Here is a 16,276-nt window from a genome sequence, read left to right as displayed (position 1 = left end):
GACCTTTGTCTCTGACGCTTATGTATCGCCCTATCGGCAAGGAGAAACCTGTGATCAGGACAATATTAATTAACGCACAGGGCCAGATCAGCAGTGGCGGTGCCGAGCTGATTGATGCCTGGCTGGCGCAGCCTGAAAGCCGTATCTGGGTTGACAGTCAGCAGGCCGATGCCGAACAGGAACGCGATATATTACAGACCTTTGGTTGTCATCCACTGGCCATCAAAGACGCCCTGCGTGACCGTCATCCGCCGAAACTGGAAGAGTTTTCCGATCATATTTTTATTCTCTACCGTGGTATTGCAGGTTTTGATGCCGGCCTGAATTATACCGGCCAGTCGCTGTCGTTTTTTGTCGGTGAACGTTTTTTGCTGACCCGTCATCCTCAGGCTGCCCAGAGTATTGATCGTCTGCTGGCCGATAATGGCGGTATTTATCTGCAGCGCAGTCCGGCACAGCTGGCATTGAAAATTATGCACACCTCGGCCGGGATCTATCTGGATAATATTCTGGCCTTTGAAGAACGTCTGGGTGAGCTCGAAGATGAACTGTCAGAAGCGGGCAGTGATGAGCATATGCGCGAGCTGATGAATTATAAATCACGGCTGGTGAAGTTACGCCGTACCTTTAATTACCATAAAAACATCACCGACGAGTTACGCACCGGGGAATATGCCTTTTTCCCGGACGATGAAAACATGCGTCATGTGATTAACGATCTGCATGATCGTTTTGAGCGCCTGCACAGTCTGACTCAGATGTTTTATGATCTTTGCGGTGATCTGGTGGATGGTTATATTTCCATTACCTCGCATCAGCTGAACAGTACCATGCGCGTACTGACGGTGATTACCGCGATCTTTGTACCACTGAGTTTTCTCGCCGGGCTTTACGGTATGAACTTTGAATATATTCCTGAGCTTAAATTTCAGGATGGCTATTTTATCCTGCTCGGTTTTATGGGATTTCTGGCGGTTGGATTACTCTGGCTGTTCCGGCGTATGCGCTGGCTCTGAGTCGGAATTGCAGCGTCAGAACCCATCTGACGGATGTAAAAAATGCCGGAGCGGAAACGCACCGGCATTTTTATAAGAACTTACTTTAGACGGATGCTCTTATCAGAACATATAACCCATACCCAGATTAAAGCCATCGGCGTTACCGGCGTCTTTACTCTGTTGCTGGATATCCGCTTTAAACACAATGCCTTCAACCGGATAATAATTAACACCGGCATCGCTCTGGCTGGCGTTCATATCATCCTTCTGTGACCAGGCGCTCTGGCGGGCAAAAAATCCCCATTGTTCGTTCAGGCGGTAATTCACTTCAACGTAACCACCATCCTGTACGGCTTTACCGGCAGCGTCAGCGGCATCGCCACCTAAATCCCAGCGTGCGTAAAGCGCTTTGGTGGTGATATCACCCAGTTGATAAATCACATGGGTGCCAACCAGTGTCGCATCGTCGGCATAAGAGATTTCTGCACTCTGATCCAGATCCGGCTGATACTGCGCGTAAGCCGCCAGTTCCAGACCGGCACTGCCGCGATAAACGACACGCCCGGTCACGGCCAGATCGAAGGCATCGGCAAAAGATGCTTTTTGTTTGCCGGATTTCAGATCAAACGGATCGGCGTCGCTGTTGTAGGTCGGGTCGTCGGTTTTCAGACCTTCGGAAATCATCAGGTCGTAACTGATGCCATTATCCAGCTGATGGGTCAGGCTGATACCGGCGGAATACCATGTGGTCGGGATAATGGTGGTTTCAATAACCGGACGCTCAACACCGTAGAATGTTGGTGGTTCATGGGTTTCGTTAATCATACCCACCGGCATCAGCATCACACCGCTGCGGAACTGCATATTGCTCATCAGGTCGAGTTCAACATAGGCTTGTTCGATTTCTACCGCGCCACGTGCGCCATCGCTGACCAGCGTGTGTTCCACTTCAAATTCAGACACAAAGCGTGCGCGGTCGCTGAAGTCGTAGCCAAAAAACAGCACCATACGGTGTAAATCAATCTGGCGGGTATCGGTGCCATCGGCATCCAGATGGTTGTAATGCATTTCGCCATAACCGCCGATATGCACTTTTTTAGCCGCGCCGGACGATTGCTGGGTGCTGTCCATGCTGTCAGCCATCGCATTCAGGCGCTCGTTCATACTTTGCTCAAGCTGTTCGATACGTTTCTGCAGCTCGATAATGGTTTGCTGATCATCCGCCTGAACCAGTTGTGTATTGGCCAGTAAGACCGCACCGGCTAACAGGGCGGCGTGTTTTTTCAGGTTGGCTTTCATTGACTATCTGCCCTTATAAAATAATTTAATAATTAATCGCCGTCGGTAAAGTTGATGCCCAGATCAACTTCCAGCCCGTCCGGAATTTCACGTTTAAAATTGCCATCCAGCTGTGCTGCCGAGGATTTGAATAACAGGGCATCCTGATTGCTGATGTTGTCCCGTGCGGCTGCAATATTCGAGCGTACAGCACTGACCGCAGCGTCGTAACCGGCGGCCGTCATCAGCGAGAACAGGCTCAGGGTGCTGGCGCTGTTGCCCTGTAAAATTTCTTCAATGCTATCGATAGCGGTGGCCATTAACGGCCAGTTGTAACCACTGCTTTGTGCGGCAACGGTGGCGACATTGCGTTGTTGTAAATAATCGAGAAATTCCTGCGCACTGGTCAGCAGCTGGGTCAGGGCGGGGGTGCCATCATCCAGTTGATTACTGAGAAATAACTCACGGTAAGGTTTGCCGGTGGCTTTGTGACTCTGCGTCCAGCCATTGCGGATGTAATCGGCTTTCACCTGCAGGGCGTTGCTGAGGCCGGTGAGAATTCCGCATTTGCGCGGCTGGGCCTGATATTCCGCAACAATATCGGTGGCGTTTTTGCTGGCATCGGCAGCGCGTTCAAAGACGGCAATTTCCAGAGCCAGTAATCCCACGTACTGAAAATTACGGTTATCAAAGTAGCTGCTGTTTAATTCTGTACTGTTGCCCAGCAGGGTATTGATTTCATTTCTTACCGTGGCGCTGTAGTTATTACCACGCTGGCGCAGGGAATCGATATAAATGTATGGCGGAAATACCAGATCATCGTCGGCCGGGCCGAAATTTAATGGTAATAAGTGATACCAGCTGTCGGCCAGCGTACGCCATTGTTGTTGCAGAGTCGTTAGTCCGGCGGCATCCGGGGCGCTGCAGAAAGCCGCAGTCTGGCTGGTTAATGCAGCGCTTTGGCTGGCAAAATCATTAACCGCCGGAATAATGCTGTTGTCGGTCAGTTCCTGCAACGCTTTATCCAGTGATGATTGCGTGACGGTGACCGGATCATTAACGCGTTCACCACCGCAGGCGGTTAATAACAATCCGGCAGCAGCAGAAAATACGAGTGAACGAAACAATAAAAAATTCATGGATTGCTCAACTGGTGGTGTTCAGGGTTAAAGAAATCATGTGGTTGTCCCAGTGCATTGCAGAAATCTGCAGCCGCATGTCGGGCTGTTCCTGCAGTGTTCTGGCATTAATACGGCGCAGCTGGCCGGCGGAATTGGACAACACAAAATAGCGTTGGTCATGGCTTACCGTCAGGCCGCAAACATCGTGAAAAGCGTGATAACCGAGTAATTCATGACGGTCGAGATGCCAGAACGCGACCAGGTTGCCACGCGGACTGCTGAAGCCGGCAATGCGCTCGCCGTTATGCACGGCAACACTGCCCATGTAGTCGTTAAACTGACTGAGCAGCGGCACGGGGGCTGGCAGCGGCTGCAATGTTTTACCCGGAGAATGGACTGCACCGGGAGCAACAATATGGTTGTCTGCCATGGCGGCACGCTGCACCTGAGTGGCCACGGCGACGGTACCGTCGGCGGCAATATCCAGATGGCGGATACTGGCTTTGGTTTCGGTCAGGGTTTGTTCGTCGAGTAATGCACCATCGCTGGCGCGCAGGTAGCTCAGGCTGGAACGCATGGTGTCGAGGTTAAGAATTTTACGCCCGCTGTCCGGGTGGGTGCGCAGGCCGCCATTGGCGACGACCAGTGTGTTGCCGTCGGGCATCATTTTTAATTCGTGCGGACCAATGCCGTGGCTGTCGAACTCCCCCAGCCATTGATAGGTTCTGGCATCACGTACCACGATTTTTCCCCGGCCGGAGACAAAATCAGACTCTGTGGTAAACAGCTGTCGGCCATCGGCACTGAAGCAGGCATGACCATGCAGATGGCGTCCGGGCTGACAGGCAAAGCGGGCCGTTACCTCACCACTGAGCAGGTTAACTTCCACGCACTCGGTGCCGGGCTGGCGTGAAATCATCAGCACGGAATCCGGACGCAATGGATGCTGTACTGCGCCATGGCCGCGGAAACCACTGACTGCGGTATGAGCGCTCTGACTGGCATAGCCTGCCTCGGGCTGCACCCAGCCCAGGCCGAACTGGCTGCTATCACGGCCCTGGGCGGATACCCAGAATTCCTGTGCTGCAGCGGATGTATCCGGTGCTTTATTGCAGGCGCTGAGCAAGCCGGCGGTTGCCGGTGCAAGGCCCAGAGCCAGCAGTGTTTTTAAGGTCTGGCGGCGTTGCTGACCCTGTTCATGCAGGTCAGTCGCCGTTGAAGCTGAAGATCTGGATTTCATACACATTCCACTTACAGCGATTGGACAAAGCGGATCAGAGCCTTGCGCTCATCGGCCGGCAGATTAACAAAGGCCTGGCGTGCACCAAGGGCTTCACCGCCGTGCCACACAATGGCTTCTTCGACTGAACGGGCACGGCCATCGTGCAGCAGGGTGGTGCTGCCATTGACCTGTTGGCTCAGGCCCAGTCCCCACAGTGGTGGTGTCCGCCATTCGCGGCCATTGGCGGCGTAGTCCGGGCGGTGGTCGGCCAGTTCTTCGCCCATGTCGTGCAACAGCAGATCGCTGTATGGCCAGATAATCTGCTTACTCAGATGAGGAAATTCGCGGCTTTCGCCGGTGACAAACGATGGCTGATGACAACCCGCACAGCCGCTCTGATAAAACAGCGAGCGCCCGGCAATAACGTCCTGATGATCGGCATCCCGGCGTTGTGGCACCGCCAGATTGCGGTTGAAATTGATCACCAGCTGCAGCAGTTTTTGCGGCAGCTCGGTCCCCTGTTGATCATTGCCCTGTTTATCGTTGCCAGTGGCTTGCTGTAAACAGATGCTCTGCGCGCTGGTGCAGGGTTGGGCCGGAAACAGCGGGTTACTGATGCCAACGTCGTTGGCAAAGGCACCGGCGACCACCATCGCCATGGTTGGGCGGTTGGCTTTCAGGCCAAAACGACCGGGGACGGTTTTTTGTTGTTCCACATCCCAGACCTGATTGACCCGGCCGGAAATACCATCCTGATTGCGGTCGTGTTCATCGGCCAGGGCATCAATATCGGCCTGATCAATTAACTCCAGCAAACCCATGCCATGAATCGGCGGCGCGACCCTGAGACTGAACAGTGTGTGCTCGTGCAGCGGGCCATAACCCAGATTGCGGATATCAGCTTCGGGCCAGCGCAATTCAATCTGCTGGCCGTCGGGATAGGTGAACCAACGGGTCTGCCAGTTGAGATAAACGTAGGCTTCCGGTGCTACCTCATCGGGCCTGAGCAGATCGTTCTGACTGCTGCGCAGCTGATGGGACAGCGCGGTTGACTGGCTTTGCAGCTGATCGCCATACACAGGTTCGGGAATGACACCGGCAACCGGATCAGACCCCGGCAGGCTTAGCCGCAGGAAGGCATTAAACAGCGGACTGTTGTTATCGGCCGGAACCGAACCACGGCCGCCGTTAATGTGGCAGGCCAGGCAGGTGCGGGCGTTATACAGCGGGCCCAATCCATCGCGTGCGGTGGTGGCGGTCGGCGCTTTTACCCAGGGTTGGTGCGCCAGCGCTTTACCGGCAAAAAAGTCGGCTTTGGCATTGACGGGTAAATTAGTGACGGGTTTTTCGTAGCTGGCAAAAGGCATGATGGCACTGCTGCCAATGCCACCGGGCAGGCGTTCGCTGTCGCTTAATGCAGGTACAGCTGACTGTGTTGCTGCCTTTGCCGTGTTTGCGGATGGCGCAGCAGGCTGGCAGGCACTCAGGCTCAGTACGGCTGAAAAGACAAAAGCCAGCCGGGTAAAACCCGGCTGGCTGAGCATCGATAATGCATTCATTGGCTGGTGATTATTCGTCACAGGATGCCAGCGGGTCCTTGGTATCACAGGCGGATGCGTCAGGATCAACAACAGAACCGTTGATACCCAGGGTGGTGGCAATTTCTGCAATCAGTGCCGACTGGGTGTTGAGTGCGGTGATGGTTTTGTAGACCGGGTTATTGGCGGTCTGATTGGCGGCCATAATCAGCACGTCAAAGGGTTCTCCGGCACGGGCCTTGGCATCGATGGCCGTGTAGTGGGTTGCGGTGGTGGTCAGCGCTGTTTCGACCCGGGTGGCCAGTTCTGCTTTACCGGCATCGCGCAGGTAATCGTCGATACCATAGCCATTGGTAATGGCACGGGTGGTGACGTTATCGGTACCGTCCAGTGTGCTGTCGTAGCCGGCATAGGCACCGTAGTAACTGTTGGCTACGCCTTCTGCATCCAGCCAGATATCACGGTGAGTGTTATCGGAGAAACAGCTGTGTTCGTCTTCCTGAGAGTTGGCGCTGAAGGCAATCTGCATACGCTCACCGGCCAGTTCGCCTTCGGACAGCGTGCCCATACCGGTCAGAATTTCTGCCAGTTTTTGTTTGGCCTGTGCTTCGGTGGTCACCGTGGTGAAGGCTGTACGGTAAGCCGCACCGGCTTTCCAGCCATCGCGTACGGCTTCGAGATCGGCAATCAGTTTATCCACCGCAACGGCCATAAACTGATGACGACGGTGGGAGAGGGTGTTGGCGTTGTAGTCTGTGTTTGTGCCATCAAAACCCGGAACGAAATCGCCCAGCGGACGCTGGCCACCGTGGTTAAACACATAAGATTTCACGGCGCTGTCACGGTCTGTACCGTCAGTCGTGTTGCCGGTGGTGTTCAGATCCTGACCCCACAGCATAAATTCGATGGCGTGGTAGCCGGCAATCACATCGTGCTCATCATCGGCGGTGGCGGTATTGGCCAGCAGATCAGCGTTGATCACGACGCTGGTGTTGCCAATGATATTGTCAGCATCATTGTTGGTGGCGTGGGTCGCATCAATGGCGCCGTTGCCGTTAATGCCGGCGCTGTTAGCGGTGACACCAATCTGGTCGGTGCCAAAGTCGCTGCTGTTGGTTTTGACGTAATCGATCAGGGCTTCGCCCAATGGCCAAGCGTTGATATCGCCTTCCGGGCCGTCTTCGCTGCTGTAGTCTGTTGAGTCAATCGGGCTGTTACGGAAACGGTAAACTTCGCTCTGGCCGTAAGGTTCGCGCGCAACCAGCCAGGCTTTCTTCGCCGCTTCCAGGTTGGCTTCAGTCGGATCTGCACGGAAGGTTGCCAGTGCAGTTTTCAGGTCGATGGCGGTATCGACGGCATCACTGTAAACGGCCAGGGCGATATCGGCATTGGTATTCAGAACCTTCTGCACATTCGGCAGGTTGATAACGGAGGAGTCTGAGTCGCTGGATGATCCACCGCAAGCGGTCAACAGTGTGGCGGTGGCGATACAGGCTGCAAGCTGTGTCAGTTTCATGATCGGGTCCTGTTTGAGCAGAAATGAATGGCGGTGACAGTTGTAAGCCGGGCAACACACGTTGGGCTGGCTGTCGCGCATCTGTAAAAAAACGTCAGGGGCCGCAATCTAGTGTAAATGCTAATGATTTGCAACTGTGAAATTATATGTGAGTGATTCGTATTTTATATCCACACTCTCTGTAGTAGCATTGCCGTCTGAATTGTTGCTACCTGGCTGATTGGGTTATGAATAAAGCGTTGTTTTTTCCGTTACATGTATCGCTGGCTGTCGTTGTGTTAGCCATTACCGGTTGTGGTGGCAGCAGCAGTGGCGGCTCTGAGAGTCCGGCCTTTGTCAGCAAAGAAGCGCTGGGTGAAAGCCTGTTTCATGACACCCGCCTGTCAGCCAACCGCACTCAGTCCTGTGCGACCTGCCACAACCCCGAGCATGGTTTTGTTGATAACCGCAGTGGCGCAGATGGCAAGGTGAGCCCGGTATCCCGTGGCGATAACGGCACGTCTTTTGGTGATCGCAATGCTCCGACCGCAGCTTATGCGCGCTTCAGTCCGGCGTTCAGTCAGGGCAGCCATACCCGCGCAGCGGAAACTGTGCCGGGCAGTCTGAAGGAATACAGCGGTTATATCGGTGGTCAGTTTCACGATGGCCGCGCCAGTGGTCTGGCACAGCAGGCTGCCGGGCCACCACTGAACCCGATTGAAATGGGCATGGAAAACAAAGCGGCCGTGGTTAACCGGTTGCTGGAAAATAATGACTACACAGAAGCTTTCAGCCAATTGTACGGACTGGATCTGACCGCTGATGCTGATGCCGCCTATGCGGCAATGACCGATGCCATTGCGGCTTTTGAGCGCAGTAATACCTTTGCCCCTTTCGATTCGAAATACGACCGCTCGTTATTGCCGCTTGGGGATGCCAATCGCTATGTTTACGATGCGCTGGATAAAGCCACGCAGGGAAAATCGCTGTTTTTCAGTCAGTTCACTAACTGTGGCGCCTGTCATCAGTTAAAAGCCAAGGGCCAGCGCGGGGAAACCTTCAGTAATTACGAGTACCACAACATTGGCGTACCGGTGAATGCCGCTGCCCGTGAGCTGAGCGGAGTAAGCGGCAGCGATGATGGCTTGCTGGCGAATCCGGACGTCACGGATGAGATGCAGCGCGGTAAATTTAAAGTCCCGACATTGCGAAACGTCGCTGTTACCGGCCCCTATATGCACAACGGCGTGTTTGCTGATCTGACGACGGTGGTACAGTTTTACGATCACTTTAAGACCGGGTCGGATTTTGCGGAAAATCCGGAAACCGGGCTGCCCTGGGCTGAGCCGGAAATCAGTGCCAACATGAGTAACGACGATTTGCAGCAGGCGCGTACCCTGACGGAAACAGAAGTCACTGCACTGGTGTGCTTCCTGCGCACCCTGACCGACGCCCGCTATGAACATTTGTTGCCGGATGATGGTTTGTGTGACTGAGAAGCGCTGAGCAGATAAACGCAGTTTTCTGCCGGCTGCTGCAGCTTGTAGTAGTCTGTTTATTCAGGTGATGATTCTGTCGCAGATGAACGGGCAGACAGAACAGCAGAGGAGGCGTTATGCAGGCGGTTCTCTTTGATATCGATGGTGTCCTGTTATTTAAAGGCGCAGCACTGCCCGGTGCTGCGCAAAGCCTGCGCTGGGTGCAGCAGCAGGGCATTCCTTACCGGTTTTTAACCAATACCACCTCCAAACCCGCCAGCCGTATTGCAGCCGATCTGCAGGCAGCCGGCATTGCTGCGCACGAAGCCGATATTCTTACCCCGCCGATTGCCGCGCGGCTGTGGCTGCAGCAACAGCGTAAGCAGCGTCTGCATGTGCTGTTACCGCAGGCGGTGTACAGCGAGTTCGGTATGTTTGATCTGAGCGGTGGTGACGATGCCGAGGCGCTGGTGATCGGTGATATGGGTACGGGTTTTACCTTTGAGGTGCTGAATCAGGCGTTCCGGGTGCTGGTGGCTGATCCTGATATTCCCTTGCTGGCATTAGGAATGACGCGCTATTTCGCTGCCGCCGATGGACTGCAGCTGGATGTCGGCCCCTTTGTTAAGGCACTGGAATACGCGACTGGGCGGCAGGCGCTGGTGATGGGGAAACCGGCGGCCTCGTTTTTTCAGCAGGCGCTGGCGGCGCTTAATGTTACGGCAGAGCAAACCCTGATGATCGGTGATGACCGCCTCGGTGATGTGCTGGGCGCTCAGGCCTGTGGCATTCACGGCGCACTGGTGCGTACCGGCAAATACCGGCCGGGTGACGAAGACGCCGACAGTGCCGGATTGCAGCCGCAATACCTGCTGGATTCTGTAGCGGGTTTACCCGAGCTCTGGCGCAGCCTGTAGCCATCTTCGCGTTAGCCCCTGTGCAGGGTAGAATGCGCGCCTTTTCTTTATTTGCCTGTGGGTAACAACGCCAATGCATCGTAACTCTGTCGCTGACCTGCGCCTGCAGGAACTGGCGAAATCCCGCCGTGCTTTCCTGGCGCGTGGCAGCAAAACCGTGCGTTGTCCGCAGTGTCTGCTGGGCGTCAGCCATTGCATCTGTGCCGAGCGGCCAGAAGTCAGCAGCCGCAGCGCGTTTGTTTTTATCATGTATCACGGTGAAGTCTTTAAACCGAGTAATACCGGGCGGCTGATTGCCGATGTGGTGGCCGATAATTACGCCTACCAGTGGCAGCGGACGGTGCATGACCCTGAGTTACTGGCGCTGCTGCAGGATGAGCGTTATGCCCCGATTGTGGTGTTTCCGCATCAGTATGCGGAGCCCGAACGCTGTATTCATTCTCCGGCGCAATTACCAGCCGTGCAGCAGGGCAAAATTCCGTTGTTTGTGATGCTCGACGGCACCTGGCGTGAAGCGAAAAAAATGTTCCGCAGCCCCTATTTACAGAATCTGCCGGTGCTCGGTATTCAGCCGGAAAAAGGTTCGGAATATCAGCTGCGCGAAGCCGCACATCTGCATCAGTTATGCACGGCTGAGGTCGGTGTGGAGATATTAAAACTGGCCGAAGACCACGCCGCCGCGCAGGCGCTGGCAGAGTATTTTGCAGTTTTCCGTGAGCGTTATTTAGCCGGTAAAGCCAATATTAGGGCCTGTTAACACTAAGTAAATATGCCTGCTGAGAGCCAGTTTTTCTCAGAACAAGGAGAGAGGAGTGATATTAGCGGGCTAAATGAATGACGAACGACGATGTTAATGGGGAAAACTGGCCTCAGCCCGAAGGGTTATGGCTAAAAATCCCTCATCCAGCGTTGCTGTTCGTTCGCTTAACCCGTTAGGCCACACTCTCAGCGCCTTGCCTGAGGAATTTTTAGCCGATAACAGACCTAGTTAATTAGTGTTAACAGGCCCTAATGAAAAGCCACAGCGGCAGATGAGCACGTTGTTTGGTGCGGAGTACGACGGCCACTGAAAGGCTGGCGGGCGTTTCAGTCGCCACTGACCTGATGGCCGCTGAGGCAGTCACCGCCGCTGAAACAGTAGCTGTCGTAAGGCCAGTATTTATGCTGATACAGCGCTTTTGTCAGACTGCCATCACGGCGCATCGCCTCCAGTGTCTGCCGCAATGGTTTGACCCATTCTGCCTGCAGCGCATGATGGGCGACATAGAGGTCGGCGCGGGCGGTAAATAATGGCAACGCCAGCTGAACGGCGGCGGCATCGATACCGGCGCTGTACATGGCAAACAGCAGCGAATGCTCAGTGCTGGCCATGGCATCCAGACGCCCGGCCAGCAGCATTTTTAATCCCTGTTCAACATCGGTCAGAGCTACCCGGGTAATGCCCGGATGAGTATCAAAGGCCTGGCCATATTTTGAGCCGCGTACCTGACCAATGTTCTGGCCATTAAAATCATCCAGCGAGCGGTATTCTTTACTGCCGGCTTTTACCACGATAACGATGCGTTCGTTGAGCACGAACCCCAGTGAGTGAGCAATACGCTCAGCCTGTGGACTGACAAACATAACAGCAATGTCGGCGTCGCCTTTTTCAATATCCTGAATTACCCGAGGGTAGGGCTCCAGCTGGTTGTTGAACTTAATATTGGCGCGGGCAAACAGCGAGTTCTGAAAATCCACCAGAATGCCTTTATTGGCTTTCTCTGTATCAGAAAATCCCCAGGGCTGAACCGTTGACGTCACGACCAGCGGTATGGCTTGCCCTGTCTCCTGATTAACTTCAGCCGCAACCGTTAACGATGAAAAGGTGAGTAAAAGCGCAACAGGGCATAACAGCCTGAACACTGGTAAAAAGATTTTTGATAATAAACGGAATAGCACGAATTTCATCGGCCAAGCTTACCAGAAGTGTGCCGGAGATAAGAAGTGGCGAGCCTGTATAGCAGCCCCGGGGTGATTGATGAATATAAATCCGCATTCGGCTGGGGATTATCTGTTTCTGATGGGATAAACAATAAAGCCGGCAGTTGCCGGCTTTATTTGTTATCGGATGATTAATTACTGCAATTATTAAATCAGCTGATCCCCAGCGTTGAACGCAGATGGTCGTTCAGGAACAGTCCCTGTGGGTCCATTTCTTTACGTACGCGCAGGAAGTCATTGAAACGTTCATAACGGGCGGCAAATTCAGCGGCTTTCAGCGTATGAATTTTACCCCAGTGTGGACGGCCATCGTACTTCCAGAAAATCGGTTCGATCGCGGCAAAGTACTTTTTGTAGTCCTTGTCGTGGAAATTATGGCAGCTGATGGCAAAACCATCGCGCTTATAAAACGGGCTCAGCCAGACATCGTCGCCTTTAATGTAGCGGGCTTCGATCGGGAAAATCACCGGAATATTCTGCTTTTTAATGGTCTGCAGAATTTCGCGCAGACACTGTGGCCCCACTTCAGCCGGTACGGTGTATTCCATTTCGTTAAAGCGGATATCGCGCAGGTTGCCGAAAATCTCGTGCGATTTACCGTAACGGGTTTCAGGTTCCACGCCACCGGCGCCAAAGTTCACCAGCCAGCTGCGGGCGAATGGCATATAGTCGATCAGGTTCGACATCATGCGGAAGGCTTCATAAGCATCGCCGCTGGGTTCCGGCTGATCGGCCGGAATTTCGGACGGATCAATTTTATCGATGGCAATACCGAGCATATAGTCGCTGTGCGGCAGCGCATACATTTCGTAATGGCGGTGTGCATCACGCAATTCTTCGGCGCGTTCCAGGCCTTCGTCTTCCGACATCATCCAGCTGTGTTCTTTCAGATAATAGGCTTTGTCGGCATGAATACGGGCTTTGGTTACAACGCCCAGAGCACCCAGGTTGTTACGGGCGGCATTAAACAGGTCAGCATTCTGGCTGGCGCTGCATTCCAGCATTTCACCGGCGGCATTGGCGATGCGCAGGGTTTTAACATGGGTCGACAGGGTGCCGAGTTCTTTACCCGTACCATGGGTTGAGGTCGCCAGTGCGCCACCAAAGGCCTGGGTGTCGATGTCAGACATATTGATGGTGGATAAGCCGTGTTCCCACAGCTTGTCGCCGATCTGCGACAAACGCGTACCGGCCCAGACGTCGGCTTCCATCGCGTCGCTGTCGATGTTTTCGACACCACGCAGGCGTGCCAGAGACAGCAGGGTCTGATCGGTTGGTACCAGTGCACTGAAGCTGTGACCAGAGCCAACACTGCGGATAGGCTGGGTGGCATTACGCAGAATGTTCAGCAGTTCGTCTTCGTTACGTGGTACCAGGCGCTCGTTCGGCTGGCAGTGCTGATTACCGGACCAGTTACTCCATGGCAGCACCCGCTTGCCGTCTTTGCCTATGATACCTGGGTTTTCCTGAGGTTTTACGCTGGAGCTGCAGCCAGCAGTACCGGCGGCAACCAGACCTGCGCCGGCGGCTTTCAGCAGGTTGCGACGGTTAAGTTGAATACGGTCAAAATTCACGGCTATTGCTCCTGTGCCATATAACGGATGATGTCTTCCAGATCTTCGGCACTGCACTCTGCACAGGTCCCCATGGGTGGCATATTGCCGATACCATTAATGGCGTTATTGACCAGGGTGGTGATGCCCTTGTCGAGCCGGTCGTCCCATTCGGAGGTAAATGCTTGTGGTGCGCCGGAGGCGGCGACGGCATGACAGGCCGTGCAATAAATATCATACAGCTCTTTGCTGTAGTCATCGGTGGCATTGGCACTGCAGGCGATTACAAGCAGCAGGCCGGTGCTGAGTTTTTTTATCATTATTTGCCCCTCACAAAATCCTGCCCAGATTATCCAAAACAAAACTAACGTACAAGTATCGTGGCGTACCAAAACACGGCTATTTACAGTCTTTTACGGTCGGAAGTCTTGCCGGGAGAAGATTATCAGGGCTGCAGGCTGCTGCCGTTGGTACGCAGCAGGTAGCGTGACGGAGCCAGAGCCGGGCTTTCCAGTGGTTGCCACAGACGCTGCTGCAAAAACTCATCAATACGGGTCAGGCGGATATTCCGGATGCCCAGAGCCGGCAGCTCGCGGGCAAGAAAGTCCAGTGTCTCGGGATAAGGGTGGCCGATCAGAACGGCATAACCGCGACGCTTGGCGAGATGCAGAGCTTGCCCGAACTGACGCTGCAGTGCCTGTGGGCGGATGTCATTATCGAGAAAAACGTCGCGCTCCAGAGCGGGAATGCCAGCCGCTTTGGCCTGTTCCAGAGCCACACTTTTCGGACTGGTCAAACTGTCGATAAAAAACAGTCCCTGTTGCTGGGCGATCTGCATCACCCAGCGCATAGCATCGGGCTGCTGGGTGAGCAGACTGCCCATATGGTTATTCATCCCCTGGACATGAGGGATGGCCGCCAGATTGTCGGTCAGGGTTTGTTGCAGGCTGGCCTGATCCATACCGCTGGTCAGGGCACCAGGGCCAAGGCGGGCGCCTTTTTCATTGGCCATCGGGGCATGCAGCAGAATGCCATGGCCCGCACTGAAGGCATCCTCGGCCAGTGCTGCGGCATAAGGCGTATGCGGCAGAAACGCGAGATTCAGCGGTCCGGGCAGTCTGACCGTGCGCTTACCCAGGCGGTGGTTATTGCCGATATCGTCAATAATCAGCAATAACTCGGCGCTGGCCTGTGGGGGAGCGGCCATGGTTGCAGAGGCTGAAATCAGGCTGAGCAGGGTGAGCAGGCTGGCCGTAGCCAGCCGGGAGCAGCGTTGCAGCAATCAGGCCTCCGGACGGGGACTGAGAATGGTAACGCCGCGCAGCAGGGTGTGAGCTTCGTACAGCTGGAAATCTTTTTTCAGCAGCTCGCCGCTGGCGTCTGCACTGGTCGCTGTATCGGCGGTTTTAGCGTTTTTATCCTGAGTTTTTTCTTCTTTACGTGTCGGGTTGCTCAGGTGGCCGGGAAGATCGGCCTCTTTATAAAAGCGCTGTTCGTAAGGGGTTACTTCGCTTTGTTCCACCCAGATATCCGGCTTGATGCCCTGTGCCTGAATAGAGCGGCCATTGGGGGTGAAATAACGCGCGGTGGTCAGCTTAACGGCACGGTCTTCGGTGATTGGCAGCACACTCTGTACTGAGCCCTTACCAAACGACTGAGTACCGACGATCACGGCACGCTGATGGTCCTGCAGTGCACCGGCAACAATTTCTGAAGCGGATGCCGAACCGCCGTTAATCAGTACCACCACCGGCACGTCGCCTGCAGCTGTGTGATTGGTGGCGGAATAGCTGACTTCGGCGCTTGGCGTGCGGCCTTTGGTGTACACAATCAGACCTTTGCTGACGAAGCTGTCGACCACTTCTACGGCAGCATCGAGAACACCACCCGGGTTATTGCGCAGGTCGAGAATAATGCCGTTCAGATTGCCTTTGGCGCGCCAGTCTTCGATAGCGGCGGCCAGCTCACTGCCAGTGTGTTCCTGAAACTGAGTAATACGCACATAGCCGACGTTACCGCTGAGCATATCGGTGCGTACGCTGGCAACTTTGATTTCGGCTCGGGCGAGGGTAAAGGTCAGCAGTTCTTTTTCATTTTTACGGCGGATTTCAAGAGTAATCTCAGAACCCGGTGCGCCGCGCATACGTTCCACAGCATCGTTCAGACTCATGCCCATCACGGCTTCGCCATCCAGCGAAACAATTAAATCACCGGCACGGATGCCGGCTTTTTGCGCGGGGGTGTCGTCAATCGGGGTGACTACCAGAATCAGGCCATCTTCAAGGCCCACCTCAATACCGAGGCCACCGAATTTACCCGAGGTATTTTCCTGCAGATCCGAAAAAGCCTCAGGCTGCAGATAGGCCGAATGCGGATCAAGGGAGGTAAGCATGCCGTTGATGGCGTACTCGAGCAGGGTTTTATCATCCACCTCTTCAACATAGGCGGTGCGGATACGCTCAAAAATTTCGGTGAAATTACGCAGTTCCTGCAATGGCAGCTGGCCCTGTGGACGCTGTACCTGCTCGCTGCCAGCAGGCGTGGCGGCGCTGTCTTCGGCGGGTTGAGCATTAACCGGCGTCAGCCCCAGTGCGAGTACGCAGACCGCAGTACAACCAAACCAGGGAAAAATACGGCGGGGCAGAACAGAAGATAACGACATGGGGATACTCAATTCAGGTCAATGCGTTGAAGAA

14 protein-coding genes are annotated in these 16,276 nt (G+C 54.5%); 4 read left to right on the top strand and 10 right to left on the bottom strand.

The features are described from left to right. Nucleotides 1–50 precede the first annotated feature (50 nt). The gene (locus LGT44_RS12015) at nucleotides 51–1,016 is read left to right on the top strand and encodes a magnesium transporter CorA family protein (RefSeq protein WP_230332645.1); all 966 of its coding nucleotides are present in this window, start codon (nucleotides 51–53) and stop codon (nucleotides 1,014–1,016) included. Between the two features lie 102 nt (nucleotides 1,017–1,118). Here the strand turns inward: LGT44_RS12015 and LGT44_RS12010 are convergent, their stop codons facing one another. The 5 genes from LGT44_RS12010 to LGT44_RS11990 are packed head-to-tail and all read right to left on the bottom strand — an operon-like array spanning nucleotide 1,119 to nucleotide 7,673. Continuing rightward, nucleotides 1,119–2,297: a porin gene (locus LGT44_RS12010; RefSeq protein WP_230332646.1), complete on the bottom strand. Its 1,179-nt coding sequence runs from the start codon at nucleotides 2,295–2,297 to the stop codon at nucleotides 1,119–1,121. A 32-nt stretch (nucleotides 2,298–2,329) separates the two neighbouring features. Beyond that, nucleotides 2,330–3,415 (bottom strand): imelysin family protein, encoded by a 1,086-nt coding sequence (locus tag LGT44_RS12005; protein WP_230332647.1) that lies wholly within the window; start codon nucleotides 3,413–3,415, stop codon nucleotides 2,330–2,332. Nucleotides 3,416–3,422: 7 nt separating this feature from the next. Beyond that, entirely contained in the window at nucleotides 3,423–4,637 is a 1,215-nt protein-coding gene (locus LGT44_RS12000; RefSeq protein ID WP_230332648.1) for a DUF1513 domain-containing protein, read from the bottom strand. Nucleotides 4,638–4,648: 11 nt separating this feature from the next. Further along, on the bottom strand, nucleotides 4,649–6,199 hold the full coding sequence (locus LGT44_RS11995; protein WP_230332649.1) for a di-heme oxidoreductase family protein: 1,551 nt from the start codon (nucleotides 6,197–6,199) through the stop codon (nucleotides 4,649–4,651). Beyond that, nucleotides 6,189–7,673, bottom strand: a complete 1,485-nt coding sequence (locus LGT44_RS11990; protein ID WP_230332650.1) for an imelysin family protein — start codon at nucleotides 7,671–7,673, stop codon at nucleotides 6,189–6,191. Before LGT44_RS11990 ends, LGT44_RS11995 begins: the two co-directional genes overlap by 11 nt. Nucleotides 7,674–7,900: 227 nt before the next feature. Between LGT44_RS11990 and LGT44_RS11985 the strand changes: the two genes are divergently transcribed. The 3 genes from LGT44_RS11985 (at nucleotide 7,901) to LGT44_RS11975 (ending at nucleotide 10,804) form a co-directional block, all read left to right on the top strand. Continuing rightward, nucleotides 7,901–9,148, top strand: coding sequence for a cytochrome-c peroxidase (locus tag LGT44_RS11985; RefSeq protein WP_145469825.1), 1,248 nt, complete (start codon nucleotides 7,901–7,903; stop codon nucleotides 9,146–9,148). Nucleotides 9,149–9,267: 119 nt separating this feature from the next. Beyond that, on the top strand, nucleotides 9,268–10,047 hold the full coding sequence (locus LGT44_RS11980; RefSeq protein ID WP_230332651.1) for a TIGR01458 family HAD-type hydrolase: 780 nt from the start codon (nucleotides 9,268–9,270) through the stop codon (nucleotides 10,045–10,047). Between the two features lie 73 nt (nucleotides 10,048–10,120). Further along, entirely contained in the window at nucleotides 10,121–10,804 is a 684-nt protein-coding gene (locus LGT44_RS11975; protein ID WP_230332652.1) for a tRNA-uridine aminocarboxypropyltransferase, read from the top strand. Nucleotides 10,805–11,133: 329 nt separating this feature from the next. Here LGT44_RS11975 and LGT44_RS11970 read toward each other — a convergent pair whose 3' ends face one another. The 5 genes from LGT44_RS11970 to LGT44_RS11950 form a co-directional block, all read right to left on the bottom strand. Further along, nucleotides 11,134–11,847, bottom strand: coding sequence for a substrate-binding periplasmic protein (locus LGT44_RS11970; protein WP_230332653.1), 714 nt, complete (start codon nucleotides 11,845–11,847; stop codon nucleotides 11,134–11,136). Between the two features lie 332 nt (nucleotides 11,848–12,179). Continuing rightward, nucleotides 12,180–13,601, bottom strand: coding sequence for a D-arabinono-1,4-lactone oxidase (locus LGT44_RS11965; protein ID WP_230332654.1), 1,422 nt, complete (start codon nucleotides 13,599–13,601; stop codon nucleotides 12,180–12,182). 2 nt (nucleotides 13,602–13,603) lie between these two features. Further along, nucleotides 13,604–13,900 carry a c-type cytochrome gene (locus tag LGT44_RS11960; RefSeq protein WP_145469820.1) on the bottom strand — a complete coding sequence of 99 codons (297 nt, stop codon included), beginning with the start codon at nucleotides 13,898–13,900 and terminating at the stop codon, nucleotides 13,604–13,606. A gap of 125 nt (nucleotides 13,901–14,025) precedes the next feature. Then, nucleotides 14,026–14,862, bottom strand: a complete 837-nt coding sequence (locus LGT44_RS11955) for a divergent polysaccharide deacetylase family protein (protein ID WP_230332655.1) — start codon at nucleotides 14,860–14,862, stop codon at nucleotides 14,026–14,028. Continuing rightward, nucleotides 14,863–16,242, bottom strand: coding sequence for a S41 family peptidase (locus LGT44_RS11950; RefSeq protein ID WP_145469819.1), 1,380 nt, complete (start codon nucleotides 16,240–16,242; stop codon nucleotides 14,863–14,865). Between the last annotated feature and the right edge of the window lie 34 nt (nucleotides 16,243–16,276).

The sequence above is a fragment of the Thalassolituus alkanivorans genome (assembly GCF_020447205.1).
Lineage (GTDB): Bacteria > Pseudomonadota > Gammaproteobacteria > Pseudomonadales > Oceanobacteraceae > Venatoribacter > Venatoribacter alkanivorans.
The sequence above is the reverse complement of the archived record's forward strand: the minus strand, read 5'-3'. Positions and strand labels throughout refer to the sequence as shown.